This is a genomic window from Methylobacterium trifolii (assembly GCF_022179685.1).
In the GTDB taxonomy this organism is placed as follows: Bacteria; Pseudomonadota; Alphaproteobacteria; order Rhizobiales; family Beijerinckiaceae; genus Methylobacterium; species Methylobacterium trifolii.
On record NZ_BPRB01000005.1, the window covers coordinates 12,276 to 38,126 of the forward strand.

General features: G+C 71.9%; 20 protein-coding genes. 15 read left to right on the top strand and 5 right to left on the bottom strand.

Features of this window, described 5'->3' with window-relative positions; all coding sequences use genetic code 11:
- The first annotated feature begins 147 nt into the window (after positions 1 to 147).
- Together COGEMETH_RS00325 and COGEMETH_RS00330 are read left to right on the top strand one after the other, a co-directional pair.
- Complete coding sequence (locus COGEMETH_RS00325) at positions 148 to 3,630, top strand: DNA translocase FtsK (protein WP_373875280.1); 3,483 nt, start codon at positions 148 to 150, stop codon at positions 3,628 to 3,630.
- A gap of 157 nt (positions 3,631 to 3,787) precedes the next feature.
- Positions 3,788 to 4,744, top strand: coding sequence for a LolA family protein (locus tag COGEMETH_RS00330; RefSeq protein WP_238180629.1), 957 nt, complete (start codon positions 3,788 to 3,790; stop codon positions 4,742 to 4,744).
- A 10-nt stretch (positions 4,745 to 4,754) separates the two neighbouring features.
- On the opposite strand, the gene COGEMETH_RS00335 is transcribed toward COGEMETH_RS00330, so the two are convergent.
- Positions 4,755 to 5,492, bottom strand: coding sequence for a lysophospholipid acyltransferase family protein (locus tag COGEMETH_RS00335; protein WP_238180630.1), 738 nt, complete (start codon positions 5,490 to 5,492; stop codon positions 4,755 to 4,757).
- A gap of 146 nt (positions 5,493 to 5,638) precedes the next feature.
- On the opposite strand from COGEMETH_RS00335, the gene xth reads away from it, so the two are divergent.
- A complete protein-coding gene (gene xth, locus COGEMETH_RS00340) occupies positions 5,639 to 6,448 on the top strand; it encodes an exodeoxyribonuclease III (protein WP_238180631.1) in 810 nt (269 codons plus the stop codon).
- Positions 6,449 to 6,774: 326 nt separating this feature from the next.
- On the opposite strand, the gene COGEMETH_RS00345 is transcribed toward xth, so the two are convergent.
- The gene (locus COGEMETH_RS00345; protein ID WP_238180632.1) at positions 6,775 to 8,217 is read right to left on the bottom strand and encodes an amino acid permease; all 1,443 of its coding nucleotides are present in this window, start codon (positions 8,215 to 8,217) and stop codon (positions 6,775 to 6,777) included.
- 129 nt (positions 8,218 to 8,346) lie between these two features.
- Here COGEMETH_RS00345 and COGEMETH_RS00350 point away from each other — a divergent pair, with 129 nt between their 5' ends.
- The 3 genes from COGEMETH_RS00350 to pnp all read left to right on the top strand — a co-directional run bounded on the left by COGEMETH_RS00350 (position 8,347) and on the right by pnp (position 11,467).
- Entirely contained in the window at positions 8,347 to 8,550 is a 204-nt protein-coding gene (locus COGEMETH_RS00350; RefSeq protein ID WP_238180633.1) for a hypothetical protein, read from the top strand.
- 224 nt (positions 8,551 to 8,774) lie between these two features.
- A complete protein-coding gene (rpsO, locus tag COGEMETH_RS00355; protein WP_238180634.1) occupies positions 8,775 to 9,044 on the top strand; it encodes a 30S ribosomal protein S15 in 270 nt (89 codons plus the stop codon).
- A 239-nt stretch (positions 9,045 to 9,283) separates the two neighbouring features.
- Positions 9,284 to 11,467 (top strand): polyribonucleotide nucleotidyltransferase, encoded by a 2,184-nt coding sequence (gene pnp, locus COGEMETH_RS00360; protein WP_238180635.1) that lies wholly within the window; start codon positions 9,284 to 9,286, stop codon positions 11,465 to 11,467.
- An 80-nt stretch (positions 11,468 to 11,547) separates the two neighbouring features.
- Here the strand turns inward: pnp and COGEMETH_RS00365 are convergent, their stop codons facing one another.
- Entirely contained in the window at positions 11,548 to 13,353 is a 1,806-nt protein-coding gene (locus COGEMETH_RS00365; RefSeq protein WP_238180636.1) for an SWIM zinc finger family protein, read from the bottom strand.
- A gap of 154 nt (positions 13,354 to 13,507) precedes the next feature.
- Here COGEMETH_RS00365 and COGEMETH_RS00370 point away from each other — a divergent pair, with 154 nt between their 5' ends.
- Positions 13,508 to 13,729: a YgaP-like transmembrane domain gene (locus tag COGEMETH_RS00370; protein WP_238180637.1), complete on the top strand. Its 222-nt coding sequence runs from the start codon at positions 13,508 to 13,510 to the stop codon at positions 13,727 to 13,729.
- 73 nt (positions 13,730 to 13,802) lie between these two features.
- Here COGEMETH_RS00370 and COGEMETH_RS00375 read toward each other — a convergent pair whose 3' ends face one another.
- Positions 13,803 to 14,069: a GlsB/YeaQ/YmgE family stress response membrane protein gene (locus COGEMETH_RS00375; protein ID WP_238180638.1), complete on the bottom strand. Its 267-nt coding sequence runs from the start codon at positions 14,067 to 14,069 to the stop codon at positions 13,803 to 13,805.
- A 550-nt stretch (positions 14,070 to 14,619) separates the two neighbouring features.
- Here COGEMETH_RS00375 and COGEMETH_RS00380 point away from each other — a divergent pair.
- From COGEMETH_RS00380 to COGEMETH_RS00415, 8 genes are all read left to right on the top strand, one after another.
- Positions 14,620 to 14,979 (top strand): RidA family protein, encoded by a 360-nt coding sequence (locus tag COGEMETH_RS00380; RefSeq protein ID WP_238180639.1) that lies wholly within the window; start codon positions 14,620 to 14,622, stop codon positions 14,977 to 14,979.
- 8 nt (positions 14,980 to 14,987) lie between these two features.
- Positions 14,988 to 16,085 carry a polyamine ABC transporter substrate-binding protein gene (locus tag COGEMETH_RS00385; protein WP_373875281.1) on the top strand — a complete coding sequence of 366 codons (1,098 nt, stop codon included), beginning with the start codon at positions 14,988 to 14,990 and terminating at the stop codon, positions 16,083 to 16,085.
- Positions 16,086 to 16,102: 17 nt separating this feature from the next.
- Complete coding sequence (locus COGEMETH_RS00390; RefSeq protein WP_238180640.1) at positions 16,103 to 16,600, top strand: CinA family protein; 498 nt, start codon at positions 16,103 to 16,105, stop codon at positions 16,598 to 16,600.
- Between the two features lie 53 nt (positions 16,601 to 16,653).
- Complete coding sequence (locus COGEMETH_RS00395) at positions 16,654 to 17,865, top strand: FAD-dependent oxidoreductase (protein WP_238180641.1); 1,212 nt, start codon at positions 16,654 to 16,656, stop codon at positions 17,863 to 17,865.
- A 254-nt stretch (positions 17,866 to 18,119) separates the two neighbouring features.
- Complete coding sequence (gene kaiC, locus COGEMETH_RS00400; RefSeq protein ID WP_238180656.1) at positions 18,120 to 19,784, top strand: circadian clock protein KaiC; 1,665 nt, start codon at positions 18,120 to 18,122, stop codon at positions 19,782 to 19,784.
- On the top strand, positions 19,781 to 20,122 hold the full coding sequence (locus tag COGEMETH_RS00405; RefSeq protein ID WP_238180642.1) for a circadian clock KaiB family protein: 342 nt from the start codon (positions 19,781 to 19,783) through the stop codon (positions 20,120 to 20,122). The genes kaiC and COGEMETH_RS00405 overlap by 4 nt, the downstream gene beginning before the upstream one ends.
- Positions 20,119 to 20,433 carry a circadian clock KaiB family protein gene (locus COGEMETH_RS00410; RefSeq protein WP_283214940.1) on the top strand — a complete coding sequence of 105 codons (315 nt, stop codon included), beginning with the start codon at positions 20,119 to 20,121 and terminating at the stop codon, positions 20,431 to 20,433. Before COGEMETH_RS00405 ends, COGEMETH_RS00410 begins: the two co-directional genes overlap by 4 nt.
- Entirely contained in the window at positions 20,423 to 22,147 is a 1,725-nt protein-coding gene (locus tag COGEMETH_RS00415) for a hybrid sensor histidine kinase/response regulator (protein ID WP_238180643.1), read from the top strand. The genes COGEMETH_RS00410 and COGEMETH_RS00415 overlap by 11 nt, the downstream gene beginning before the upstream one ends.
- A gap of 6 nt (positions 22,148 to 22,153) precedes the next feature.
- Here the strand turns inward: COGEMETH_RS00415 and COGEMETH_RS00420 are convergent, their stop codons facing one another.
- Entirely contained in the window at positions 22,154 to 25,846 is a 3,693-nt protein-coding gene (locus tag COGEMETH_RS00420; RefSeq protein WP_238180644.1) for a glycosyltransferase family protein, read from the bottom strand.
- Positions 25,847 to 25,851 lie beyond the last annotated feature (5 nt).

The window sequence follows — 25,851 nt, forward strand, 5'->3', positions numbered from 1 at the left end:
CCTCCCTCTCCAGGGCGCGCGGACAAGGCGCGCGCCGCGACGGGCGCGGGGCTCGGATCAAGGCTCTGTTAACGACGAACGGCCTAACTCTGGGGCGACCGCTCATGCAGGGCGGACCCCCGTGTTTCGAGTATCGTTCGAGAACCCATGCGCGCATCGGGACGGCCTCCGTATTCCCACCGTGATCCCTCCCGCCCGGGCCGCGGCGTCACGCGCCCCGGCCTGTCGCTCGGCGCGCTGGCGCATCGCCTGATGTCGCTGCGCGCCAGCCTGACCCGGCGGCTCGCCGGCGCCCCGGCCCGGCCCGGCTACGCGATCGCCGGCACCAGGCCCGCCCCGAGCTGGCTCACCCCGCCCGGCGCCATGGTCGGGCGCGGAGCGGAGCCGCAGGTGCCGTATCCGGCAGGCAGCGCCCGCTCGGCGCCCGAGGCGTGGCCGGTCGCCGCCCGCGATCTCTGGCCCGATCACGTCTTCGACGACCGGGCGAGCCTCGACATGCTGGAGGCCGCCCGGCCCGAGAGCCGGATCGACGTCTCCGCCTCTTCGCCCGGCGTGCTGGTGCGCTCGCCCCGCCGCCCCGCCGCCATCACCCCGGAGGGGATGCAGCCGGCGCCGGGCCCGACGCCGTCCACGCCCGCCCCCTCCCCCGTCCCGTCCGCGGTGCGCTACACCCGGACCCCCGACACCATCCTGCAGGAACGCCGCCAGCGGGCGCTGGAGGCTGAGCGGCTCGCCCTGGAGCGGGCGCGCGACGAGGCCCAGGCGGCCGCCCAGGCGATCGAAGCCGCAGCCCATGCAGCCCGTGCAGCCGAGACCGAGCGGGCCGCCGCGGCCGAGGCCGCGCGCACTGGAGCCGAGCCGCCGCCGGCCCTGCCCGCGAGCCCCGTCGAGGCGGAGGTCGTCACCCTCGGCGGCCCCGTACCCCTGTGGCGCCAGCCCTTCGTGGCGCCCCCCGGCGTGCGCTTCTTCCGGACGCCGGACCGCCGCCCGGCCCGCCCGGCCGTCGAGCTGTCCGCCTCCACCGCCCCGGCCCCGCGGCCGCTGCCGGCCGCGCAGCCGCGCGACCTGTCCGAACTGCCGGACTGGTCGGACGCGCAGCCCTGGTTCGGCGGCGGCGACTGGTCGGCGATCGAAGGCTGGGCCAGCCTGGAGGCGGAGCCCGCCCCGAGCCTGCCGGTGGCCGAAGACCTGCCGCCTGCCGCGGCGGTGCCGCCTGTCGAGGCCGCAGCCGTCGCCGCGGCGGCCGAACGCTTCGTCTCGGTGCCCCTCGACATCTCGCACCTGCGCTCGATGCCGCCCAAGCCCGTCTACGTCCTCGACCGCCTCGTGCGCTTCGACCAGCCGCCGCGTCCCGCCGACGGGCAGGACAACCGCCATGTGGCGGCGGACGCCGAGGAGACCGCGCAGATTCGCGCCGCCTTCCTGCCCCGGCCCCCGGTGCTCGCCTTGGTGTTCGGCCCGGGTGCGGAGACCCCCTCCGCTGACGCCCCCTGCGAGGCCCCCTCCCCTGCCGCCGCCGAGCCGGCGCCCCCGGTCGCCGAGGCGCCCCGCCGCGCGCCCGTGCTCTGCGCCATGGCGGCGCGTGCCGCCATCCGTTCGGCCGGCCGGCCGCCTGCCCCCGGCGCAGCGGCTGAGCCCGTCCCCGCCGCTCCGCCCGAGCCCGTCGCCTCCGCTCCGGCGGAACCCGTCGCCGCCTTCGGCGTCTCCGGGCCGCCGGTGGTGCCCGTCGTGCCCTTCGTCTCCCGCGCGGTGGAGCCCGTGCCGATCCCAGCCCGGCCCGTGCTCCTGCGCGGCAAGTCCGCCCCGGCGCCCGAGCCCGTCGCCGAGCCCGTGCCGGAGGATGCCGCGGAGCCGCCCGTCGCCTTCGACCTGGAGCCCGTTCCGGCCGAGGCCGCCGAGCCCGAGGCGATGCCCCTCCCCACGCCGGCGCCCCTCCCTGCCTCGGCGTCCTCGCCGCTCGTGGTCGGCCGCCCGCACATGATCCCGTCCGGGCGCCATCTCGAAGTGGCGACCTTCGAGAACGCCGACTACGAACTGCCCGCCCTCGACCTGCTGGCGATGCCGGAAAGCGGCGGCACCGCGGAGGTCGATGCCGACGTGCTCGAGCAGAACGCCCTCAACCTCCAGCAGACGGTGCAGGATTTCGGCGTGCGCGGCGACATCCTGGCCGTGCGGCCCGGCCCCGTCGTCACCCTCTACGAGCTGGAGCCGGCGCCCGGCACCAAGTCCTCCCGCGTCATCGGCCTGGCCGACGACATCGCCCGCTCGATGTCGGCCGTCTCCGCCCGCGTCGCCGTGGTGCCTGGCCGCAACGTCATCGGCATCGAACTGCCCAACGACACCCGCGAGACGGTCTTCCTGCGGGAACTGCTCGCGGCCCCCGACTTCTTCGCCAGCAAGCACAAGCTCGCTTTGTGCCTGGGCAAGAACATCGGCGGCGAGCCGATCATCGCCGACCTCGCGCGGATGCCGCATCTGCTGGTGGCCGGCACCACCGGCTCGGGCAAGTCGGTCGCCATCAACACCATGATCCTCAGCCTGCTCTACCGGATGAAGCCGGAGGAGTGCCGCCTGATCATGGTCGATCCCAAGATGCTGGAACTGTCGGTCTACGACGGCATCCCGCACCTCCTCTCCCCCGTCGTCATCGACCCGAAGAAGGCGGTCATCGCCTTGAAGTGGGCCGTGCGCGAGATGGAGGAGCGCTACAAGAAGATGTCCAAGATCGCGGTGCGCAACATCGACGGCTACAACGCCCGGATGAAGGAGGCGCGCGAGCGCGGCGAGGTCATCACCCGCACCGTGCAGACCGGCTTCAACCGCGAGACCGGCGAGGCCGTGTTCGAGGCCGAGGAGATGGACCTCTCGGCGCTGCCCTACATCGTGATCGTGGTCGACGAGATGGCCGACCTGATGATGGTGGCGGGCAAGGACATCGAGGGCGCGATCCAGCGCCTGGCCCAGATGGCGCGCGCGGCCGGCATCCACCTGATCATGGCGACGCAGCGCCCGTCGGTCGACGTCATCACCGGCACGATCAAGGCGAACTTCCCGACCCGGATCTCCTTCCAGGTCACCAGCAAGATCGATTCGCGCACGATCCTGGGCGAGATGGGCGCCGAGCAGCTGCTGGGTCAGGGCGACATGCTGTTCATGGCCGGCGGCGGTCGCACCACCCGCGTGCACGGGCCGTTCTGCTCGGACTCGGAGGTCGAGAGCGTGGTCGCCCACCTCAAGCGCCAGGGCCGCCCGAGCTACCTCGACGCCGTCACCGCCGACGACGGCAGCGAGGACGCCCCCAAGGGCAAGGCGGCGAAAGCCGACAAGGCCGAGCGCATCGAGGAGGTCGAGGAGGACGCGCCGGTCTTCGACGTGGGTGCCTTCGTGGCGGCCTCGGGCGGCGAGGCGGGCGACCTCTACGAGCAGGCGATCCAGGTGGTGCTGCGGGACCGCAAGGCCTCCACCAGCTACATCCAGCGCCGTCTCCAGATCGGCTACAACCGCGCCGCCTCGATCATGGAGCGGATGGAGATCGAGGGCATCGTCGGCCCGGCCAACCATGCCGGCAAGCGCGAGATCCTGGTGGAAGGCGCACCCCATACGGGAGCGGCCGTCTACGACGACGACTGATCCGTCGCGTTCCCGCCGTCGCGCGCCGGCCTCATCGCGGGCCGGCGTCGCATCTTCGCCACAGGGCGGGGCTCTAAGCGAGTCCCGCCGACCCCATTCGCCGACCCGTCCGCACCGCCCTTCGCGCCGCGACCGAGATCTCAGGAGACCGCCCACGATGATCGGCCGCCGCACCCGCCCCGTCGCCGGTTCGCTCCTCGTCCTCGCGGCCTGGCTCGCCCCGGTGGCGCCCGCCGACGCGCAGGTCGGAGCCTTCTTCGACGGCCTGTTCGGCCGCAAGGAGCAGCCCGCCGCCCCGGCCCCCCAGGAGGAGGCGGCCCCGCCGCCGGCCGCTGCGGCGCCCGTCAGGAAGCCCGCCGCCAAGCCGCCCGGCAAGGAGGCGACCAAGGACGCGGGCAAGGAACCCGGCAAGGACGCCAAGGCCGCGCCCGCCGAGAAGACCGGCAGCATCAAGCCCGGCAGCAACAAGACGGCCCCCGCCGAGGCCCGGGTCGCGGCGGTCGGCACGCCGTCCGCCGGCGCGGTGACGGCCGAGCCGGCCGACCCCGCGACCGTGCTCGCCCAGGCCAACGCCTACTTCAACGGCATGACGACGCTGACCGGCACGTTCATGCAGATCGCCGCGGACGGCCGCCGCATCGGCGGCAAGCTGACCCTGGCCAAGCCCGGCCGCCTGCGCTTCGACTACGACCAGCCCTCGCCCCTGGAGGTGGTGGCCGACGGCCAGTCGGTGGCGGTGCGCGACCGCAAGCTCGCGACCCAGGACCTCTACTTCATCGCGCAGACGCCCCTGAAATTCCTGCTGCGCGAGAAGATCGACCTCGCCCGCGACCTCACCGTCACCGAGGTGACGAACGATCCGGGCGGCGTGCGCATCGCCCTGGAGGACCGCGCGACGCTCGGCGGCACCTCGAAGATCCAGCTCTACTTCGATGCCGAGATGAAGACCCTGTCGCAGTGGCGGATCACCGATCCGCAGGGCTACCTCACCACCGTGCAGCTCTCGAACCTGCAGAAGGGCAAGGCGGTGGACGGCACCCTGTTCTTCATCAATTACGGCCGGCCCGAGGACAAGGCGATGCAGCAGCAGATCCAGGGCCTGCAGCGGCCGTAGGCAGACCCGGTCACGCTGCCGTGGCGGCCGGGCGCCAGCGGTCCAGCTCCCGGTCGATCGCGCCTTCGGTCCGGCGCATGAATTCGGCCGCCGCCAGCCCCGGCGTCAGGGGATCGAGGTAGCTGACCACCACCGTGCCCGCCCGCGTCCGCGACCCGCTCGGCCAGAACAGCCCGGAATTGACCGCCACCGGCAGCACCGGCAGGCCGAGCCGGCCGTAGAGCAGTTCGACGCCGCGCTTGAACTGAAGCGGCTCGCCGATCTCGCCGCGCGTGCCCTCGGGGAAGATCAGCACGGAGCGGCCCTGGTCGATCGCCGCGCGGCTCTCGTCGATCATGGTGCGCAGGGCCTGGGTGCCGTTGGCCCGGTCGATGATGATCATCGGCGAGCGGCGCAGGAACCAGCCCACGATCGGGATCGAGACCAGCTCGCGCTTGGCGATGATCGCCACGTCCGGCACCAGGATGAGGAAGGCTAGGGTCTCCCAGGCGGATTGGTGGTTGGCCACGATCAGGCAGGGGCCGGCCGGGATGCGCTCCCGCCCCTCCTCGACGTAGGTCAGCCCGACGAGGTGGCGCAGGCCGAACAGGATGCCGCGCGCCCACAGGCGCGTTGCCGCGCGGATGGGCCGGGCGGGCGCGCCCGAGGCTGCGAGCACCACCAGCGGCGCTACGAAGAGCGCGGTCCAGGCCCCCCAGTAGAGGTTGAAGAGCACGGAGCGGGGGTGGGGCAAGAGGGCATCCTTCATGTCCGCGCGATCGAACGGCTGCGGAGAGCGCGGGGTTTCGCGGCGACGCGGCCCCCGATCCAGTCTATCGGAAGAACCAATTCGGCGCGCAGGGGCGTTTCGCCCCGGCCGCTCCGAGGATCCCCCACACCACCGAGCTAGCCCCGTTGCGCCTCACCGTCACCTCCTGGAACATCAATTCGGTGCGCCTGCGCATCGATTCCGTGCTGCGTTTCCTCGCCGAGGCGCGCCCCGACGTGCTCTGCCTGCAGGAGACCAAATGCCCCGACGACGCCTTCCCCCTGAAGGCGTTCCGGGGCTCGGGCTACGAGAACGTCGTCTTCGCCGGGCAGAAGGGCTACAACGGCGTCGCCATCCTCTCGCGCTTTCCCCTCTCCACCCGCGCGGTGATGGGATTCTGCGAGCGGCAGGACGCGCGCCACATCTCGGCGGTGCTGGGCCCCGAGGCGGGCGCGGCGGCGGGAATCGCGCTGCACGACTTCTACGTGCCGGCTGGCGGCGACGTCCCGGACCGGGCCCTGAACCCGAAATTCGGCCACAAGCTCGATTTCCTCGCCGAACTCCGGGCCTGGGGCGGACGGCGCCCCTCCGGCCCGGCGATCCTCGTCGGCGACCTCAACGTGGCGCCCCTGGAGCACGACGTCTGGTCCCACAGGCAGCTCCTCGACGTGGTCAGCCACACCCCCGTCGAGACGCAGGCCCTGGAGACCCTGCGGAACGAGGCCGGCTGGATCGACTCGGCCCGGCTGCTCATCCCGGAGCCGGAGAAGATCTACACGTGGTGGAGCTACCGCTCGCCGGATTGGGCGGCGGCCAACAAGGGCCGGCGCCTCGACCATGCCTGGGTCTCGCCGGAGCTGGCCGGCACCGTCCGCCGGGTCGAGGTGTTTCGCGATGCGCGGGGCTGGGAGCGTCCCTCGGACCACGCTCCGGTGACGTTGACGCTGGAGCTGTGAGACCGCCTCCGCCTGATCGAAGCGGAGGCGGTCTCACCGAGCCCGCCCGGCGCTTGAGCGAAGCCGAAATCCGCATAGCGAAGCGATCGATCGGATTTCGTGTGAGCCCGGCGCATCGCCACGTCGGCATGCCGCGCTTCGGCGGGCACGGATCGCGTGGAACGGGACGCGCGGCGGCGCATTGCCCGGTCACACCCCCGTGATGAGAGCCGGCACCTTCATGCGAAAGATCCTGATCGCCTTCCTCCTGCCGAAGGTCGTCTCCTGGCTGCGCCGCCGCTACGGCGGCCAGCAGCACCAGCGCGGCCGGTCCTTCTGACGGCCATTTAAGTCCCGACGACCGTCGCGCCCGCCCTCACCCGGCGGGCGTTTTCGCGTCCCCAGCCGAGATAGATCGCGAGCCCGAGGGCGAGCCAGACAGCGAGCCGCAGCCAGGTCTCCCCCGGCAGGGAGGCCATCAGGGCGAGGCAGGACAGGATGCCGAGCCCGGCCACCAGGGGGGCGGCCGGCACCCGGAACGGACGGGGCCGGCCGGGGTCGGTCCGGCGCAGGATCAGCACCGAGACGCAGACCAGGCAGAAGGCCAGCAGCGTGCCGATGCTGACGAGTTCCCCCAGCACCTCGATCGGCACGAGGCTCGCCACCAGGGCGGTGAACAGGCCGATCAGCCCCTGGCTGAGCACCGGCACACGCGTTGCCGGATTCACCCGCGCGAAGGCGCCCGGCAGCAGGCCGTCCCGGGCCATGGCGTAGAACACGCGGGCCTGCCCGTAGAGGGCGGTGAGCGTCGAGGTGGTGAGGCCGACGAGCGCCCCGAGCTTGATCGCGACCGCGAAGCCGCCGAGCCCGATCGCGTCGACCGCCCGCGCGATCGGGTCGGCCACGTCGAGCTCCCGGTAGGGCACGAGGCCGGTCAGGACCGCGGCGACGGCGACGTAGAGCAGCGTGCTGACGGCCAGCGAGCCGAGCAGGCCGACCGGCGCGTCCCGCTGCGGGTCGCGCGTCTCGCCCGCCGCCGTCGAGACGGTCTCGAAGCCGATGAAGGCGAAGAACACCACGCCCGCCCCCCGCAGCACCCCGCTCCAGCCGAACGCGCCGTAGGTGCCGGTATTCTCAGGGATGAAGGGGTGCCAGAGTTCGGGTTTCAGGTGCGCGACGCCGATCCCGACGAAGGCGAGGATGATCGCGACCTTGAGGGCCACCATCGCGGCGTTGGCGAGCGCCGCCTCGCGGGTGCCGCGCATCAGGAGGAGCGTCAGGGCGAGCACGATCGCGCCCGCCGGCAGGTTCACGAGGCCGCCCGCCCCCGGCGCCGCAGCGAGCGCCGCCGGCAGGTGAAGGCCGGCATCGGTGAGCAGGCTCTGGGCGTAGCCCGACCAGCCGACCGCCACGGTGGCCGCCGCCATGGCGAATTCCAGCACCAGGTCCCAGCCGATGAGCCAGGCGCAGACCTGCCCGAGGGTGGCATGGGTGTAGGCGTAGGTGGAGCCCGCCACCGGGATCATCGCGGCCAGTTCCGCGTAGCAGAGGCCGACGAGGGCGCAGGCGATTCCGCCGACGACGAAGGACAGGGTGAGCGCCGGCCCGGCATGTTGCGCGGCGGCCGTGCCCGTCAGCACGAAGATGCCGGCCCCGATCGTCGCACCGAGGCCGATGCAGACGAGGCTGAACGCGGACAGGTTTTTCGCGAGGCCCGTCCCGTCCGCTTCGTCGTATGCCAGCATCGTGACGATCGGATCGGGCCGGGCGGCGAGGCCGGGATCGGGCATCGGTTCGTCGCTCCTCGGGGACTCGCGAGCCGGGCGGCAAGACCCGCGCCATCGCCCAGCCGCGGCCCGTCGATCCGATTGGATGCCGTCGGGACTTGGTCTCGGCGAATGTCCGTGCGATAATGGGGTATGAGCGAGACAACGACGAACATCCATCCCTACGCCCTGGAGATCCTGCCGCCGAAGGCCGAAGGAGCTTCCTATCAATGGGCGATCCGTAAGAACGGAAAGCTGACGCAGCGGTCCGACCGCAGCCTTCCGAGCGAGGCCAAGGCCCGCGAGAACGGCATGGCGCAGATCGAGAAGCTGCTCTCGGGGGTCGGCGACCGCTGACCTCCGCCTGAGCGTTCGCGCCGGTCCGACAGGGCTGGCGCGACCTCCGTATTCGTGTATGGTGCGCGCGGCCTCGACCCGGTAACGGGCGGGGCCGTAAGCGCTTGGGCCTCCCGACCGTGCTGGACGACATCCCGGCACCGGCCTCTGGCCCGGGCATCGCGAACCGCCCTCCCGTTCGAGGGCTGCCGCACCCGACGAAACCCCCACCGAAAGGCACTGCGATGTCGATCACGGCAGAGCGCAAGACCGCGCTCATCAAGGAACACGCCAAGGGCGCCAAGGATACCGGCTCCCCCGAGGTTCAGGTGGCCATCCTCACCGAGCGGATCACCAACCTCACCGGCCACTTCAAGACCCACAGCAAGGACAACCACTCCCGCCGTGGCCTGCTGAAGATGGTCTCGCAGCGCCGTTCGCTGCTCGACTACGTCAAGCGCAAGGACGAGGCCCGCTACCGCGCCCTCATCGAGCGCCTCGGCATCCGCCGCTGACATCGTTCGACGCGGCTCCCGGCCCGAGGCCGGGGCCGCGTTTTTTCTGACGGCGGCCGGAACGGGTCCGGCCGCCGTCGCACGCGGGCACCGGAAATGGGTCCGGTGCCCGCGAGACCGGGCAGTCTCGACGCGAAACCAGGGACAGGATCGCCGGGAACTCGACATCCGAGTTCCCGGCCGTCTTGCCCCTGGCGGCGCCGGGCCCGCCCGCCGCATGAAGGCAAGGATAGACAAGAATGTTCGACGTCCAACGTGAAGAGCTGATGTGGGGCGACCGCCGCCTCGTCCTGGAGACGGGCAAGGTCGCCCGCCAGGCGGACGGCTCCGTGCTCGCCACCTACGGCGAGACCTCGGTGCTGGCCACCGTCGTCTCCGGCAAGGAGCCGAAGGTCGGCATCGACTTCCTGCCGCTCACCGTGAACTACCAGGAGCGCGCCTACGCCGCCGGCCGCATCCCCGGCGGCTACTTCAAGCGCGAGGGCCGCCCCTCCGAGAAGGAGACCCTGGTCTCCCGCCTGATCGACCGGCCGATCCGCCCCCTCTTCGTCGAGGGCTGGCGCAACGACACCCAGGTCGTCGTCACCGTGCTGACCCACGACCTCGAGAACGATCCCGACATCCTGGCGATGGTCGCGGCCTCCGCCGCCCTGACGCTGTCCGGCGTGCCCTTCATGGGCCCGATCGGCGCGGCCCGCGTCGGCTACGTCAACGGCCAGTACAAGCTCAACCCGCCCGTGCCGGAAATGGACGAGTCGGTCCTCGACCTCGTCGTGGCCGGCACCACCGACGCCGTGCTGATGGTGGAGTCCGAGGCCAAGGAACTCTCCGAAGAGGTGATGCTCGGGGCCGTGATGTTCGGCCACAAGCACTTCCAGCCGGTGATCGAGGCGATCGTGCGCCTGGCCGAGAAGGCCGCCAAGGAGCCGCGCGACTTCTCCCCGCCGGAGAACGCCGACGTGGAGGCCGCCGTGCTCGGCGTCTGCGAGGCGGAGCTGCGGGACGCCTACAAGATCACGATCAAGCAGGAGCGCTACAAGGCCGTCGACGCGGTCAAGGCCAAGGTCGTGGCCGCCCTCTGCCCGGCCGAGGGCGAGCAGAAGTTCGCGCCCGAGAAGGTCAAGGCCGCCTTCAAGGAGGCCCAGTCGAAGGTGGTCCGCTGGAACATCCTCGACACCGGCTCGCGCATCGACGGCCGCGACGTGAAGACGGTCCGCCCGATCGAGAGCCAGGTCGGCGTGCTGCCGCGCGCCCACGGCTCGGCCCTGTTCACCCGCGGCGAGACGCAGGCGCTGGTGGTCGCGACGCTCGGCACCGGCGAGGACGAGCAGTACATCGACGCGCTGCAGGGGACCTACAAGGAGACCTTCCTGCTGCACTACAACTTCCCCCCCTACTCGGTGGGCGAGACCGGCCGCATGGGCTCCCCCGGCCGCCGCGAGATCGGCCACGGCAAGCTGGCCTGGCGGGCGATCCACCCGGTGCTGCCGCCGGCCCACGAGTTCCCGTACACGATCCGCGTCGTGTCCGAGATCACGGAGTCCAACGGCTCCTCCTCGATGGCCTCCGTCTGCGGCGGCTCGCTCTCGCTGATGGATGCGGGCGTGCCCCTGCGCCGGCCCGTCGCCGGCATCGCCATGGGCCTCATCCTCGAGGGTGAGCGCTACGCGGTGCTCTCCGACATCCTCGGCGACGAGGACCACCTCGGCGACATGGACTTCAAGGTGGCCGGCACGGACGAGGGCATCACCTCGCTCCAGATGGACATCAAGATCGCCGGCATCACCGAGGAGATCATGCGGGTCGCCCTCGACCAGGCCAGGGACGGCCGCGGCCACATCCTCGTGGAGATGGCCAAGGCGCTCACCGCCGCCCGCCCCGAGCTCGGCGAGTACGCGCCGCGCATCGAGACCATGCAGATCCCCACCGACAAGATCCGGGAAGTGATCGGCACCGGCGGCAAGGTGATCCGCGAGATCGTCGAGAAGACCGGCGCCAAGATCAACATCGACGATTCGGGCACGGTGAAGATCGCGTCGGCCGACGGCAAGGCGATCAAGGCGGCCTACAACTGGATTCGCTCGATCGTGGCGGAAGCCGAGCCGGGCATGATCTACGACGGCACCGTCGTGAAGACGATGGAGTTCGGCGCCTTCGTGAACTTCTTCGGCGCCAAGGACGGCCTCGTCCACATCTCGGAACTCGCCGCCCAGCGGGTCGCCAAGGTGACGGACGTCGTCAAGGAAGGCGACAAGGTCAAGGTCAAGTTCCTGGGACAGGACGACCGCGGCAAGATCCGCCTCTCGATGAAGGTCGTGGACCAGACCACCGGCGAGGACCTCACCGAAAAACTCAAGTCCGAGCGCGGTGACCAGGAGCCGCGCCGCGAGCGCGGCGAGCGCCGCGGCAACACGGGCGAGTAAGCGTCCGCCTCAGCCGGCACGACATGGAAAGCGCGGTCCTCCGGGGCCGCGCTTTTCGCGTTTCCGGACCCCGACCCGCCTCAATACCGCAGCGCCTCCAGCAGCGGGCGCAGCTTGTACTTCCGGCGGTGCGTCTCGATCAGCCCCTCGATCCGGGCGCTCCAGGCGTCGATCCGGCCGGCCGCGTCGTAGGCCGCGGCCACCGGCGTCAGCCATTCGGCTGCGCGGGCATACTGTCCGGCCGAGCCGGCCTGCATGATCGCCTCGGCCCGGCTCTCGCCCAGCCGGATCACCCAGTCGGGATGGCTGGCATGCGCCGCCTCCATCAGGCGCAGCAGCACCGCGTCGTCCGTCTCGTAGGCGGTACCCTTGCGGACGCAGGCGACGGCCTCCGCGACCATCCCCTCGCCGAGCAGGATTTCCGCCCGGTCGCGGGCGCGCTCGGCCGCGATCAGGTGGGCGATGAGGTCATCGCGGACCGCCGGCCAGCCGGTGCCGGCGGAAATCCGCGCGGCCTGAAAATCCTCCTGTGCGCATGTCTGCGCGAAGGCGGTGCGCGCGGCCCTCAGGGCGAGGTCGGCGCGCCCCTGCGCGCCGGCGGCCTCGCGCAGCCAGCGGGCCAGGGGCACCACCGTGCGGCCGGGGCTCCAGGGCTCGCCGGACGGCGCCTCGCCGAGCCGGAGCCCGGCCTCGCCGATGGCCAGCGCCTCCTCCGGCCGGCCCGCCTGCGACAGGGCCTCGGCCAGGATCAGGGATTCGCTGGGTTGCGTGACGTGCGAGCCCGCATGCGCCACGGCCTCCCCGATCCGGCCGAGCCCGACCAGCATGGTCGCGACCCGCGTGTGGGCGCCGGCCGCGCGGGCGAGGTTCAGGTAGGCGTCGTGGCGCCCGAACCCGTCGAGCACCCGCAACCGCACGTCGGTGAGTTCGAGGTCTTCGAGGTCGTCGGACTCCTCCGGCGGCCAGGGGCCGGCGCCCCCGTCGAGGATGTCCGCCAGCGCCGGGTCGTCCCAGCCCGTCTCCAGGGCGCGGATCGCGATCCCGAACCCCTCCTCCACGCCGTAATCCGCGAGGCTTTCGTCCCAGTCGGCCAGGGTCGCCGCACGGTCGGCCCGCTCGGCCTCGGTGAGGTCGCTCGTCAGGGCGGCCTCCGCCATCATCCGCCCGAGGTCGTGGAACAGCCGGTACAGGTCCTCGTCCGAATCGTATTGCTGGCCGAGCCAGCCTTCGACCAGGGGCTCGGCGACGGCTTCCAAGATGCGCAGGGCGTTGCGGCCGTCGCCCGCCTCCAGGAACGGCACCGCCCGCTCCACCAGGGCGCGCAGTTCGGCCGAATCGCCGCTGGCGGCATAGCCGTCCCAGTAGTTCTCCCGCCGGTAGCGGCCGGTCAGGACCGCGCGGACCCGGGCCGTGACGGGGCGCGGATCGACCGGCGCGCCGCCTCCGGGACTCAGGCTGGTGGCGACCTCCGCCTCGACCCAGCCGGCCATCTCCGGATCGAGCGCCACGCGCCGCAGGATCAGGCCGACGAGGGCGTCGCGGTCCAGGGGGTCGAGGAGGGCGTGCAGGGCGGGCCGCTCGGCCACGGCCTGCGGCTCCTCGACCAGGGTGAGCAGGGTCGCCACAACGTGCTTGCAGGCGCCGCCCCACTCGTAGGGGCAGGTGCAGCGGGCCTCGCGGATGTGGCCGTCGGCGATCCGCACGGTGACGCGGTAGGGCGCCACGTCGCTGCCCGCGACCGCGGCGCCGACCTCCTCGCCGCGCATCACCAGGTCCGAGACGGCGCCGTCGCGCCGGTAGTCGCGCCCGCGCTCGAAGGATTCGCGGCTCGCGAGCGCCCGGATCGCCGCCTCGTCCGGCAATTTTTTTGGTGTTTTTCTCGGCATGGCCGGCACCTCCCCGGCGATCAAGCCACGGAGCGGCGGCGCGGTCGAGGCCCGGCATGCGGGAACTCGGGCGAAAGCATCGGGCAACGGCTTGGGAACGGCCTCCCCGTCCCCGCGTTCGCCCCGCGACCTTCCTCAGGAGTACGGGACCCAAATGGCGAACGAGATGATCCACGACATCTTCAGCGGCGAGCCGAACCTCAGCACCACGGAGCGGGCGGTCTCTGTGGCGCTGGGCCTCGGCATCGCGGCCGCCGCCGCCCAACCGCGGCCGAACAAGTGGCTCAGCCTCGCCGCTCTCGTCGTCGGCGTCGGCCTGGCCCTGCGCGGCTCCACCGGCCATTGCGCGATCAAGGCGGCCTCGCAGCACCTCTGATCGTCTGACGCGGGCACGAAAAAAGGGGCGCCGCGAGGCGCCCCTTTTTTCGTCGTGCTCTGACGCGTCGGCGTCAGAGCGAGGTGGTGCGGGTGCGCCCGGCCACGAAGCCGTAGATGGCGAGCACGACGATCGCGCCGACCACCGCGCCGATCAGGCCTGCGCCCTGGTTCGGCCCGTACCAGCCCAGGGCCTGCCCGAGGAAGGTGGCGACGAAGGCGCCGACGATGCCGAGGATGGTGGTGAGGATGAAGCCGGACGGCTCGTTGTTGCCGGGCATGATGAACTTGGCGATGACGCCGGCGACGAAGCCGATGATGATGGTCCAGATGATACCCACGACGAACCCCTGAGCGCGATACGGAATGCCCTCAGAACGCACGGCGCGAACAGGGGTTGCCCCCTTGTCGCCTCGGCGCCGTCTTTTCTGGCAGGTTCCTGCGGCCTGCCGGCACTGTCCTTCAGGGTAAGCGCTCGAAAGCGCTTACCCTGGTTCCTTGCTTGGCCTCAGTCGCCGGCGCCCGCCTCCGCGGGCTCAGGCTTTCGCTTCGCTCTGTGTTTTCCAGGATGTGATCCTGAAAAACCCGCTGCGCGGGGCGCTCTTCGCGCCCCGAAGCCGCCGAGGCGGCCTCAGTGTCTGTCCGGAAACCTGACTCTGAAATCATTGAGTTTTTCGGAGCGCCCAGAAACCGTTTTTCGAGCTCCCCCTGTGTGGCTCTGCAATGCGCTCCGTCTGAAAACGCTGATTCCGCCTACGAAATGATTCCGGACAGACACTCAGACATTGCTTTGCAGTTCTTGCGATCCGCCCTTTACGTGCAGGCCCCGGCGGCGGCAGAACCGGCGGCGTGGAGGGCCGGCCGGTGCCGGCCGGATGGATGGGTCTGACCATGACGATCGAACGGTTCGAGCCGGGCAAGCGGATGTCGCAGGCCGTGGCCCACAGTGACACGGTGTATCTCGCGGGCCAGGTCGCCGCCGACACGGTGGGCACGGGCGTCACCGCCCAGACCCAGCAGATTCTCGGGCAGATCGATCGCCTGCTGGCGGCGGCCGGCAGCAGCAAGGAGCATATCCTGATGGCGACGATCTACCTTGCCGACATGGACGGCTTCCCCGAGATGAACGCCGCCTGGGACGCCTGGGTCTCCAAGGACAACCCGCCCGGCCGCGCGACCGTGGAGGCCCGGCTCGCCGGGCCGGAATACCTCGTCGAGATCGTGGTCGTAGCCGCGCGGAACGCCCTGTGAGCGCGGGCCTGCGCCGCCGCGCGCTGCTGGCCGCCCTCTGTTGCGCGTTCGGCCTCGCACCGGCGGCGCGGGCGGCCGAGGAGCGCGTCGTCAACGTCTACAACTGGTCGGATTACGTCGACCCGAAGGTGCTGGACGCCTTCACCCGCGAGACCGGGATCAAGGTCGTCTACGACACCTACGACAACAACGAGATCCTGGAGACCAAGCTGCTGGCCGGCCGCTCCGGCTACGACGTGGTGGTGCCCTCCGGGCCGTTCCTGCAGCGGCTGATCCGGGCCGGCGCCTTCCAGCCCCTGGACAAGGGCAGGCTGAAGAACCTCGGCAACGTCTGGCCGGAGATCGCGGGACGGCTCGCGACCTACGATCCCGGCAACGCCTACGCCGTGGACTACATGTGGGGCACCACCGGCATCGGGCTGAACCTCGGCCTCGTGCGCGAGCGCCTGGGCGCCTCCGCCCCCCTCAACACCTGGGGCGTCGTCCTCAACCCCGCGAGCGCGAACAAGCTCAAGGATTGCGGGATCATGATGCTCGACAGCCCGGAGGACCTGATCCCGAGCATGCTGCCGACCCTCGGCCTGAAGAGCGATTCGAAGCGCTGGGACGACATCACGCAAATCACCGACGCCCTCTACAAGGTGCGCGGCACGGTGCGGAAGTTCCACTCCTCGGAATACATCCAGGCGCTGGCCAACGGCGACGTCTGCGTCGCGGTGGGCTATTCGGGGGACGTGCTCCAGGCCAAGCGACGGGCCGAGGAGGCCAAGAACGGGATCGAGATCGGCTACGTCATCCCGAAGGAGGGCACGCTGATGTGGTTCGACGCCTTCGCGATCCCGAAGGACGCCCCCCATACGGCCGAGGCCCACGCCTTCATCGACTACATGCTGCGCCCGGAGGCGGCCGCCGCCAACACCAACTTCGTCTCCTATGCCAGCGGCAACCTGCCGGCCAGGAAGCTCGTCAAGCCGGAGATCCTGGCCAATCCCGGCATCTACCCGGACGAGGCGACGATGCAGCGGCTCTCCGTCAACACCGCCTGGGACGACAAGACCCAGCGCTTCGTCACGCGCCTCTGGACCCGGGTGCGCACCGGCCGATAGTCGAAGGGCTTCTTACGATGATCGACGATCCCGCCCTCCTCGCCCGCGCCGGGGCGCTGGTCGCGGCCTACGTTGCCGCGGGCAGGACGGTCGCCACCGCCGAATCCTGCACCGGCGGCCTCGTCGCCGGCCTGCTCACCGCCGTTCCCGGCTCCTCGGCCGTGCTGGAGCGGGGCTTCGTCACCTATTCCAACGCCGCCAAGGAAGAGGCCATCGGCGTCCCCACCGCGCTGCTCGCCGCGCACGGGGCGGTGAGCGCGCCGGTCGCCCGCGCCATGGCGGAAGGCGCGCTCGACCATTCGCATGCGGACGTGGCGGTGGCGATCACCGGCATCGCCGGCCCCGGCGGGGGCAGCGCCGACAAGCCCGTGGGGCTGGTGCATTTCGGGCTGGCCGTCCGGGGCGGGCCGGTGCGCCACCTGGAGCGCCGCTACGGCGATCCGGGCCGGGCCGAGATCCGCCGCCTCGCCGTGGCCGAGGCGCTCGGCCTGCTGGAGGGCGCCCTGGTTCCTTGAAGGCCCGGCCGCGGGGCGTAGTTACCCCACCGGCGTGAGCGGGGAGGCCTTCGATGGACGATCTCCGGGTGCAGGTCTGCGTCGTCGGCGGCGGCCCGGCGGGGATGATGGCCGGGCTGCTCTTCGCCCGTGCCGGCCTGCGGGTCGCGGTGCTGGAGAAGCACGCCGACTTCCTGCGCGATTTCCGCGGCGACACCATCCACCCCTCCACCCTCGAAGTGATGGACGAACTCGGCCTCGGCGAGGCGTTCCGGGCGCTCCCCCACCGCCGGGTCGAGACCCTATCCGGCATCATGAACGGGCGGAGCTTCCGCATCGCCGACTTCCGCCACCTGCCGGTGCGCAACCGCTTCATCGCCCTGATGCCGCAATGGGACTTTTTGGATTTTCTCAGCGGCCAGGGCCGGCACTATCCCGGCTTCCACCTGCTGATGCGCACGGAAGCGGTGGGGCTGGTGGAGTCCGGCGGCCGCATCGCCGGCGTGCGCGCGAACGGGCCTGGGGGTGGGATCGAGATCGCGGCCGACCTCGTGATCGCCGCGGACGGGCGCCACTCGCTGCTGCGGGACCGGGCCGGGTTCGTCCCCAAGGCATTCGGGGCGCCGATGGACGTGCTCTGGTTCCGCCTGTCGCGCCGGCCCGACGACGCGGATGCCACCGCGGGGCGCTTCGGGCCGGGCCGCATCCTGATCACCATCGACCGGGGCGAGCACTGGCAATGCGCCTACGTGGTGCCCAAGGGCGGCGACGCGGCTCTTCGCGCGCGCGGCCTGCCCGCCTTCCGCGCGGCGGTGACCGACCTCGCCCCCTTCCTCGCCGACCGGGTCGCCGAGATCGCGACCTGGGACGACGTGAAGGTGCTCACCGTCTCCGTCGACCGGCTGGAGCGCTGGCACCGGCCGGGGCTGCTCTGCATCGGGGATGCGGCGCACGCCATGTCGCCGGTGGGCGGGGTGGGCATCAACCTCGCGATCCAGGATGCGGTCGCGGCGGGAAACCTCCTGGCCGGCCCCCTCAAGGCGGGCACCTTGACCGAGGCGGACCTCGCCCGCCTCCAGGCCCGGCGCATGCCGCCGACGCGGCTCACCCAGGGGCTCCAGCGCCTCGTCCAGGACCGGGTGATCGCCCGCGTCCTCATCGACGCCGGCCGGCCCCTGAAGCCGCCCTTGGCCCTGCGCCTTCTCGACGGCCTGCCCTGGCTCCAGCGCATCCCGGCCCGCCTCGTCGGCCTCGGGTTTCGCCCGGAGCACGTCGCGGGCGGGTGAGGCCGGCCGCGGTTCGGGTTGTCGCCGACAGGTCGTCGGGCGAGGCGGGCCTCCGTCCGGAACCGGCGGCGCCGAGGGCGCGGCCGCTGTAAGGAACGGGCCCGGCATGGGAACCATCCCCCGCGCCATGGGCTTTGAGACCGTCTTGTGCCGTCGCGTCGCAGCGGTCGATCGCACCGGCTCGATCCCCCTGCCGGCCGTGGTCCGGGGCGAGCCAAGGAAACCGAACAGTGGCGCCTGAGCCTCATCCGCCGATGCTGACCAAGGCGCCGACCGGCATCGCCGGCTTCGACGACGTCACGCAAGGCGGCCTGCCCGCGGGCCGGCCCTCCCTCGTCTGCGGCGGCGCCGGCTGCGGAAAGACGCTGTTTGCCGTCACCTTCCTGGTGAACGGGGCCACGCAGTTCTCCGAGCCCGGCGTGTTCATGAGCTTCGAGGAGCGCGCCGAGGACTTGGCGGCCAACGTCGCCTCCCTCGGCTACGACCTCGACGGGCTGGTCGCGCAGGGCAAGCTCACCATCGACCACGTCCGCGTCGAGCGCAGCGAGATCGAGGAGGCCGGCGAGTACGATTTGGAGGGCCTGTTCGTCCGCCTCGCCTACGCCGTGGACAGCATCAAGGCCAAGCGCGTCGTCCTCGACACCGTCGAGACCCTGTTCTCCGGCCTGAGCGACGCCGCGATCCTGCGCTCCGAGCTGCGCCGCCTGTTTGGCTGGCTCAAGGAGCGGGGGCTGACCGCGATCATCACCGGCGAGCGCGGCGAGGGCCAGCTCACCCGGCAGGGCCTGGAGGAATACGTCTCCGACTGCGTCGTGCTGCTCGACAACCGCGTCGAGGACCAGATCACCACCCGCCGCCTGCGGGTGGTGAAGTATCGCGGCTCCGCCCACGGCAGCAACGAGTACCCGTTCCTGATCGACGATGCCGGGATCAGCGTCCTGCCCGTCACCTCGGCCGACCTCGACTACGCGGTCTCGAGCGCTGTCGTCTCGACCGGCATCGAGGGCCTTGACGCGATGTTCGGGCCCGGCGGCTTCTACCAGGGCTCCAGCATCCTGATCTCGGGGGTGTCCGGGACGGGCAAGACCACCATCGGCTCCTCCTTCATCGACGCGGCCTGCCGGCGCGGCGAGCGCTGCCTGTCCTTCGTGTTCGAGGAGAGCGGGGCGCAGATCTGCCGCAACGTCCGCTCGGTCGGGCTCGACCTCGCCCGGCACGTCGAGAGCGGCCTGCTCCGGTTCGAGGCCGCGCGCCCGAGCCTGTTCGGCTTGGAGATGCACCTGGCGCGGATGCAGCGCGACATCGACGCCTTCAAGCCCGGCCTCGTCCTGATCGATCCGGTCTCCGCCCTGCGCGGGCCCGTCAACGAGCTGCAGGCGACGCTCCTGCGCATGGTCGACATGCTCAAGAGCCGCGGCATCACCGCCCTGTTCACCAGCCTGCGCACGGACGGGACCTTCGATCAGGTGGGCGATCTCGGCCTGTCCTCCCTCATGGATGCCTGGGTGAAGCTCCTCGACGTGGACGCCAACGGCGAGCGGACCCGCACCCTCTACGTCATCAAGGCCCGCGGCATGAGCCACTCGAACCAGGTGCGCGAGTTCCTGATGTCGTCGGCCGGCATCCGGCTGGTCGACGCCTATGTCGGCCCGGCCGGCGTCCTCACCGGGACGGCCCGCGTCGTCCAGGAGGCGCAGGAGGAGGCGGACGCGTTGCGCCGCCGTCAGGACTCCGAGCGGCGCAGGCGCGAGGTCGTCCGGCGGCGCCAGTCCATCGAGCGCCAGATCGCGGACCTGCGCGCGAGCCTCGACATGGCCGAGGAGGAGGAGTCCCTGCTGCTGAGCCACGAGGAGACGCGCGACTCCCTGCTGTCGGGCGGGCGGGACGCCATCGCGGCGCGGCGGAGCGCGGCGGAATGAGCGGGCGGATTCCCGAGGCCGACGAGCCCGAAGCGGACCAGGACATGGACCCGAACCACTATCACCTGCGCCTGTACGTGGCCGGGCAGACCACGAAGTCGCTGGCGGCGATGGTCAACCTCGAGCGCGTCTGCGAGGAGCATCTCGCCGGCCGCTACGAGATCGAGGTGATCGACCTGCTCAAGAACCCGCAGCTCGCCGCGGGCGACCAGATCCTGGCGATCCCGACCCTGGTGCGCCGCCTGCCCGCGCCCCTCAAGCGCATCATCGGCGACCTGTCGAACACCGAGAAGGTTCTGGTCGGCCTCGACATCCGGCCGAAGGCCGCACGGTCTTGAGCGGGGCCGCCCCGGAACGCTACCTGCTGCGGTTGTTCATCGCCGGACCCTCGCCGCGCTCGCACCGGACCATGGAGAACCTGCGCCGGATCTGCAGCACGCACCTCCAGGACCGGTTCGACCTGGAAGTCGTCGACATCTACCAGCAGCAGGCCCTGGCCGAGGCCAGCCAGGTCGTCGCGGCGCCGACCCTCCTGAAGCTGTCGCCCCCGCCCGTGCGCCGCATCGTCGGCGACCTCTCCGACGAGACACGCGTCCTGCACGGCCTCGGCCTCCCCGTCCTGCCGCCGGGACCGGCCGATGAGCGCTGAGGACCCGGCTGCGTATCGGGAGCGCATCCGCGAGCTGGAGGCGCGGCTGGAGGAGAGCGAGGAGACGCTGGCGGCGATCCGCCGGGGCGACTTCGACGCCGTCGTCGTCCAGGGGCCGGGCGATGCCCGGCAGGTCTACACCCTGGAGAGCGCGGATCGCCCCTACCGCGTCCTGATCGAGCAGATCCAGGAGGGGGCGCTGACGCTCACCCCCGGCGGGACGGTGCTCTACGGCAACCGGCGGCTTTCCGAGATGCTCGGCATCCGGCAGGAGACGTTGATCGGCCAGCCGCTGGGCCGGTTCGTGCAGGCCGACGACGTCCCGGCCCTGACCGCCCTGATCGCGGAGGCCGGCGCCGGCCCGGCCCGCGGCGAGGTCACCCTCCGGACCGCCGATGGTGCCAGCCTCGCGGCCCACCTCTCCCTGAGCCGTCTGGAGCGGGATTCCGGGCAGGACCCGCTCCTGTGCGGCATCCTCACGGACCTGACCGAGCAGAAGCTGCACCTGCGCGCGCTGGCGGAGGCCAACACCCGCCTGCGCGCGGAGAGCGTCGAGCGCGAGCGGATCGAGGACGCCCTGCGCCAGGCCCAGAAGATGGAGGCCGTGGGCCAGCTCACCGGCGGGGTGGCACACGACTTCAACAACCTGCTCACGGTCATCAAGTCGTCCACCGACCTGCTGAAGCGGCCCGGCCTGCCGGAGGAGCGGCGGGTCCGCTACATCGGCGCCATCTCCGACACCGTCACCCGGGCCGCCAAGCTGACCGGGCAGCTCCTCGCCTTCGCCCGGCGCCAGGCGCTCAAGCCCGAGACCTTCGACGTGGGCGCCAGCGTCGCGGCGGTCGGCGACATGCTCGGCACCCTCACCGGCGTGCGCATCCGCGTGACGACGCACCTGCCGGAGACCCCCTGCTTCATCGACGCCGACCCGAGCCAGTTCGACACCGCGATCGTCAACGTGGCGGTCAACGCCCGCGACGCCATGGGGGGCGAGGGCGCGCTGACCATCACCGTGCGGCCGGTCGACCGCATCCCGGCCGTGCGCGCCCAGCCGGCGGTGGCCGGCGCCTTCGTCGCGGTCTCGATCGGCGACACCGGCACCGGCATCGACCCCGCACACCTGGAGCGGATCTTCGAGCCGTTCTTCACCACCAAGGGCGTCGGACAGGGCACGGGCCTCGGGCTCAGCCAGGTGTTCGGGTTCACGAAGCAGTCGGGCGGCGAGGTGGTGGTCGCCAGCACCCTCGGGCAGGGCAGCACCTTCACGCTCTACCTGCCGCGCACCGAACCGCCCGGCGCCGGGCTCCGGGCCGAGGACGAAGGGCTGCCCCCGGCCGACGGGCACGGCACCTGCGTGCTGGTGGTCGAGGACAACCCGGAGGTCGGCAGCTTCGCGACCCAGACCCTGATGGAACTCGGCTACGCCACCGTCTGGGCCCGCGACGCCGGGCAGGCGCTCGCGGAACTGGAGAAGGACCCGTCCCGCTTCGAGGTCGTGTTCTCGGACGTGGTGATGCCGGGGATGAACGGCATCGACCTCGCCCACGCGATCGAGCGGCGGCATCCCGGCCTGCCGGTGGTGCTGACGAGCGGCTACAGCCACGTGCTGGCCCACGAGGGCGCGCACGGCTTCGAACTCCTGCACAAGCCCTACTCGGTGGACCAGCTCGCCCGCATGCTGGGCAAGGCCGTCGCCAAGCGCCGGCGCCCCTGACGGCCCTCAGCGCGGGCCCATTTGAGGGTCCAGCCGCGCGCGGACCTTCCGCTGGAAGCCGGCGAGTTCGAGCGTGCGGTCGGCGTAGCGCTGGAACAGCCGCACGCTGCCGGTGCGCAGGATCGCCTCCGGGATGCACAGGTCGAAGCCGGACTCCCGTGCCGCCCCGTCCCCGAGGTGGGCCGCGGCGTCCGGCCGGGCGATCCCCGCCGAGATGCAGTAGCGGGGCTGCCCGTCCTCGCTCCAGGCCGCGACGGTGGAGAGCAGCGCCCCGTGGCCCGGCACGAAGGCCCAGCCGAGGCAGCGGATCGTCGGATCGGCACCCGCGGTCTCGCGCGGTCCGGCCCAGTCGAGGGAGAGGCCGGACCGGACGCGCCGGGCGAAACGGGTCCTGAGGCCGGCCGGCGCCTGTGCATCGGCACGGAAGCGCGCCGCGTCGGGCGACATCACCAGCGCGAGATCCGTCTCGATCGCCCGCGGCCCCGTCCGCCCACCCTCTTGTCCGCCTGCTTGCCCACCCCCCTGCCCGAGGGTGAAGCCCAGGCGGTAGCGGCCGGGGGCGAGCCCCGTCATCCGTGCGGCGAAAGCCAGGCGGCCCGAGGCGGTGCCGGGCTCCGGGTCCGGCTGCCACTGCGCCCGAATCCACCAGACCGGGCCGCCCGCCTCCGGGCGCAGCAGGGCGAAGACCCCGTCGGGCGCCCCCTCCACCGATCCGCGCGCCTCGAAGGCCCACACGTCCCGCTCCGTCGCGATCGGGATGCCGGCGGCCTGGGGCAGGTTCTGGCGTATCGCGTGGAGCGGGGCGTCCGAGGTCGTCACGGCAGGCCCGTCCCAGTCCGGCTGCCAGGCCACCGGCCGGTCGGTGCGGATCGTCGAGGCGAGGTGGAGGTTCAGGAAGTCCGGCACGGTCGCCCGCCGCCCGTCCACGACCTGGATCAGGTCGATCGCGTAGGGACCCGTGTCGAGGTCCCGGATCGGGATGCGGCCGTTGAACCCGGTCTCGGCCGAGATCCGGTCGTCGGCGTCGCGTACGAGGTCCCCCCGCTCCTCGCGCGCCAGCCGGGCGTAGCGCACGCCCGCGGGCCCTGTGATCCGCAGGTAGGTCGCCTCCGGGCGCCCGGTCGGGGAGGCCCGCAGCCAGCCGCGCAGGCTGAAGCTGCGCAGGACCACCTCGTAGCCCGTGCGGTCCTCGACCGGGCGGTCGTCGAGCTTGATCTGGTCGAGCCACCACTCGCCGTCCATCCGGCCGAGGTCGAGCACCCGCTCCGGCAGGCCGGCATGCTCAGGCGGCAGGGCGTCGGTCAGGACCACGCGCTCCATGCCGATGGCGTCGCCCTGCGCGCCGTCGACCGAGAGGGCGGCGGGGTAGTCCGAATCCCAGGCGATGGCGGGGCTGGTCCAGCGCCGGGCGTTGACCCGGAGGCCCGCATCGAACAGGGCGAGGTTGTAGTCGGCCTCGGTCCGGTCCGGCACCCGGTCGTGCGGGCAGGGGCGCGCCCCGGTCAGGCGCTCGTAGAGCCCGCGCAGCGCCGACAGGTGCGCCGCGGCGGTGATGAAGTCCTTGTCGGCTGCCGCCGCCCGCATCGTCGCGAGCCTGTCCCGGTCGAAGTGCAGGTCCAGAAGGCGGGCGAGCACTGCGCCCGGCGCGTTCACCGGAACCGTGAAGCCGTCGATCCCGTCGCGGACCCGCTCGGCCATCGCCCCGATCTGCGTGACGATCGGCACGAGGCCGGCCTTCCACGCCTCGCCCAGCGCGATCACGAAGGTCTCGGGCCAGGTCGAGAGGTGGAGGGAGACGTCGCAGCCCTCGAGCAGCCCGATGATGGCGGCCTGCTCGTAGGCCCCGACGAAGGCGACGCGCCCGGCTGCATGGACTTCGAGGTGCCGGCGGCAGTCCTCGTCCACGGAGCCGAAGACCTTGAACCGGATCGGGTAGTCCGCGCAGAGCCGGATCAGATCGAGGATGTCGCCCCCGCCCTTGTGCGGCGCGAGACCGCCGATCACCGCCACCGTCAGCCGGCCGTCGTCCCGCCGGGCGAGCCGCGCCCGCGCGGCCGAGGCGCCCGGCGTCAGCATCTCGATCTCGACGATGCGGTCCGGCTCGATCTCCGGGTAGAAGCCGCGCAGGTAGGCTCCGGTGGCGGGCGTGCTGGTGACGAAGGCGTCGATGCCGGCCACCACGTTGGCCATGAACAGGTCGCGCCGCGCCTTCGACCCCGGCGGGAACCGGTCGCCGGAGAACAGGCAGGCGTCGCAGTGCTGCGTGCCGCGGTTCACCACGTCGCAGAACCGCCCGCGCGGGTCGAGGAGCAGGAAGCGCTCGCAGATCAGGTAATGGTCGTGGAGCTGGTAGACGGTCGGCACCCCGCAGGCCTGGGCGATGAGGGGCAGGCTCGCGGGCAGGTGGATCAGGTGGTGGACGTGCACGAGGTCGACCGCGTGCCGGAACAGGATCTTCTCGAACAGGCCCTCGATCACCGGGTCGGTCAGGGCCTGGTCCGTGTCGGCGGCGACCTCGAAGGTCCGGTGCAGACCCTGTCCTTCGAGGTGGAGGTCGATCCGCCCCCCGTCGATGACCGGGAACAGGAACAGCAGGTCGTAGTCTGGCGCGAGCGCACCGAGCGCTTCCTGGTAGACCTCGATCCCGCCGCCGGGCCGGTGGCCCGCGCGGTTGTGCGTGACGTAGAGGATCGTCTTGCGCTTCGGCCCCACGGGCGTGGCGACTCGGGTCGAGGCCCCGGCCTCGACGGCGTCGAGCATCGTCGCGACGCGGTGGGCGTAGAGGTGCTCGCGCAGGGTGCGCTCGCGCGCGGCCTGCGCCATGGCGATACGTTGCTCCGGCTCGGAGAGCGCCTGCGCGATCGCCGCGACCGCCTCGCCGTCGTCGGCGCACAGGCGGATCTCCGTGTCCTGCGCGTAGTAGTCGCGGGTCTCCGGCTCGGCCGAGACCATAACCTGGAAGCCCCCTGCCAGCGCCGCCTCGAACAGGCGCGGCGGCGGCGTCGAGCCGCTCGCCCGGCCCTCCGCGGAGGCCGAGAACGCCCGCGGCAGGGTCAGCACCACCCGGCTGCGGTTGGAAAAGCGCGCGAAATCCGCGTTGCCGCAGCGCCAGTCCGTGATCGGGGACGGGTCGTCCAGCACCGGGGGGCCGAGGAACTCGTTGTAGGGCAGCGCGAGCTTGGTCGTCAGCCGCCGGGGCATCGCGGAGAGGATCGCGTTGAGGCTGCGGACGCGGTTGGGCCAGGCGGTGCCGATGAACAGCAGGTCGTAGCGGTAGGCGGCGTCGTCCGTCAGGACCGGCAGGTCCTGGAAGGCGGGCGCGGCCGCCAGCGGCAGGTGGCTGGCCCGGCCGCCATAGGCCGCCACCGCCGCCTTGTCGTTGGTGAAGACGTGGTCGAAGGCGGTTGCGTAGCGGACGTTGTTGTCGACCTCGTAGGGGTCCTCCGTGGTCCAGAGGATGCTGTGGCGGGCCAGTGCCGCCAGCCGGGTCAGCAGGGGGGAATGCGCGCGCGCGCCCCCGAAGGCGACGAACGTGTCCAGCCCCTCCTCCTGGAAGGTGCGGATGGCGCTGCCGTGCTCGCCCAGGACGACGCGGGCGACCCGCGGGTCCCGGCGCAGGGCGTCGGCGATGGCCAGCGTGATGTAGGCGTTGCGGGTGCGCGGCTCGGTATCGAGCAGCAGGACCGAGATCCGTGCCATCGGGG

Coding starts and splice junctions, on each gene's coding strand:
- COGEMETH_RS00325 (WP_373875280.1), top strand. CDS start 148: ATGCGCGCATCGGGACGGCCTCCGTATTCCCACCGTGATCCCTCCCGC.
- COGEMETH_RS00330 (WP_238180629.1), top strand. CDS start 3,788: ATGATCGGCCGCCGCACCCGCCCCGTCGCCGGTTCGCTCCTCGTCCTC.
- COGEMETH_RS00335 (WP_238180630.1), bottom strand. CDS start 5,492: ATGAAGGATGCCCTCTTGCCCCACCCCCGCTCCGTGCTCTTCAACCTC.
- COGEMETH_RS00345 (WP_238180632.1), bottom strand. CDS start 8,217: ATGCCCGATCCCGGCCTCGCCGCCCGGCCCGATCCGATCGTCACGATG.
- COGEMETH_RS00350 (WP_238180633.1), top strand. CDS start 8,347: ATGAGCGAGACAACGACGAACATCCATCCCTACGCCCTGGAGATCCTG.
- rpsO (WP_238180634.1), top strand. CDS start 8,775: ATGTCGATCACGGCAGAGCGCAAGACCGCGCTCATCAAGGAACACGCC.
- pnp (WP_238180635.1), top strand. CDS start 9,284: ATGTTCGACGTCCAACGTGAAGAGCTGATGTGGGGCGACCGCCGCCTC.
- COGEMETH_RS00365 (WP_238180636.1), bottom strand. CDS start 13,353: ATGCCGAGAAAAACACCAAAAAAATTGCCGGACGAGGCGGCGATCCGG.
- COGEMETH_RS00370 (WP_238180637.1), top strand. CDS start 13,508: ATGGCGAACGAGATGATCCACGACATCTTCAGCGGCGAGCCGAACCTC.
- COGEMETH_RS00380 (WP_238180639.1), top strand. CDS start 14,620: ATGACGATCGAACGGTTCGAGCCGGGCAAGCGGATGTCGCAGGCCGTG.
- COGEMETH_RS00390 (WP_238180640.1), top strand. CDS start 16,103: ATGATCGACGATCCCGCCCTCCTCGCCCGCGCCGGGGCGCTGGTCGCG.
- COGEMETH_RS00395 (WP_238180641.1), top strand. CDS start 16,654: ATGGACGATCTCCGGGTGCAGGTCTGCGTCGTCGGCGGCGGCCCGGCG.
- kaiC (WP_238180656.1), top strand. CDS start 18,120: ATGCTGACCAAGGCGCCGACCGGCATCGCCGGCTTCGACGACGTCACG.
- COGEMETH_RS00405 (WP_238180642.1), top strand. CDS start 19,781: ATGAGCGGGCGGATTCCCGAGGCCGACGAGCCCGAAGCGGACCAGGAC.
- COGEMETH_RS00415 (WP_238180643.1), top strand. CDS start 20,423: ATGAGCGCTGAGGACCCGGCTGCGTATCGGGAGCGCATCCGCGAGCTG.
- COGEMETH_RS00420 (WP_238180644.1), bottom strand. CDS start 25,846: ATGGCACGGATCTCGGTCCTGCTGCTCGATACCGAGCCGCGCACCCGC.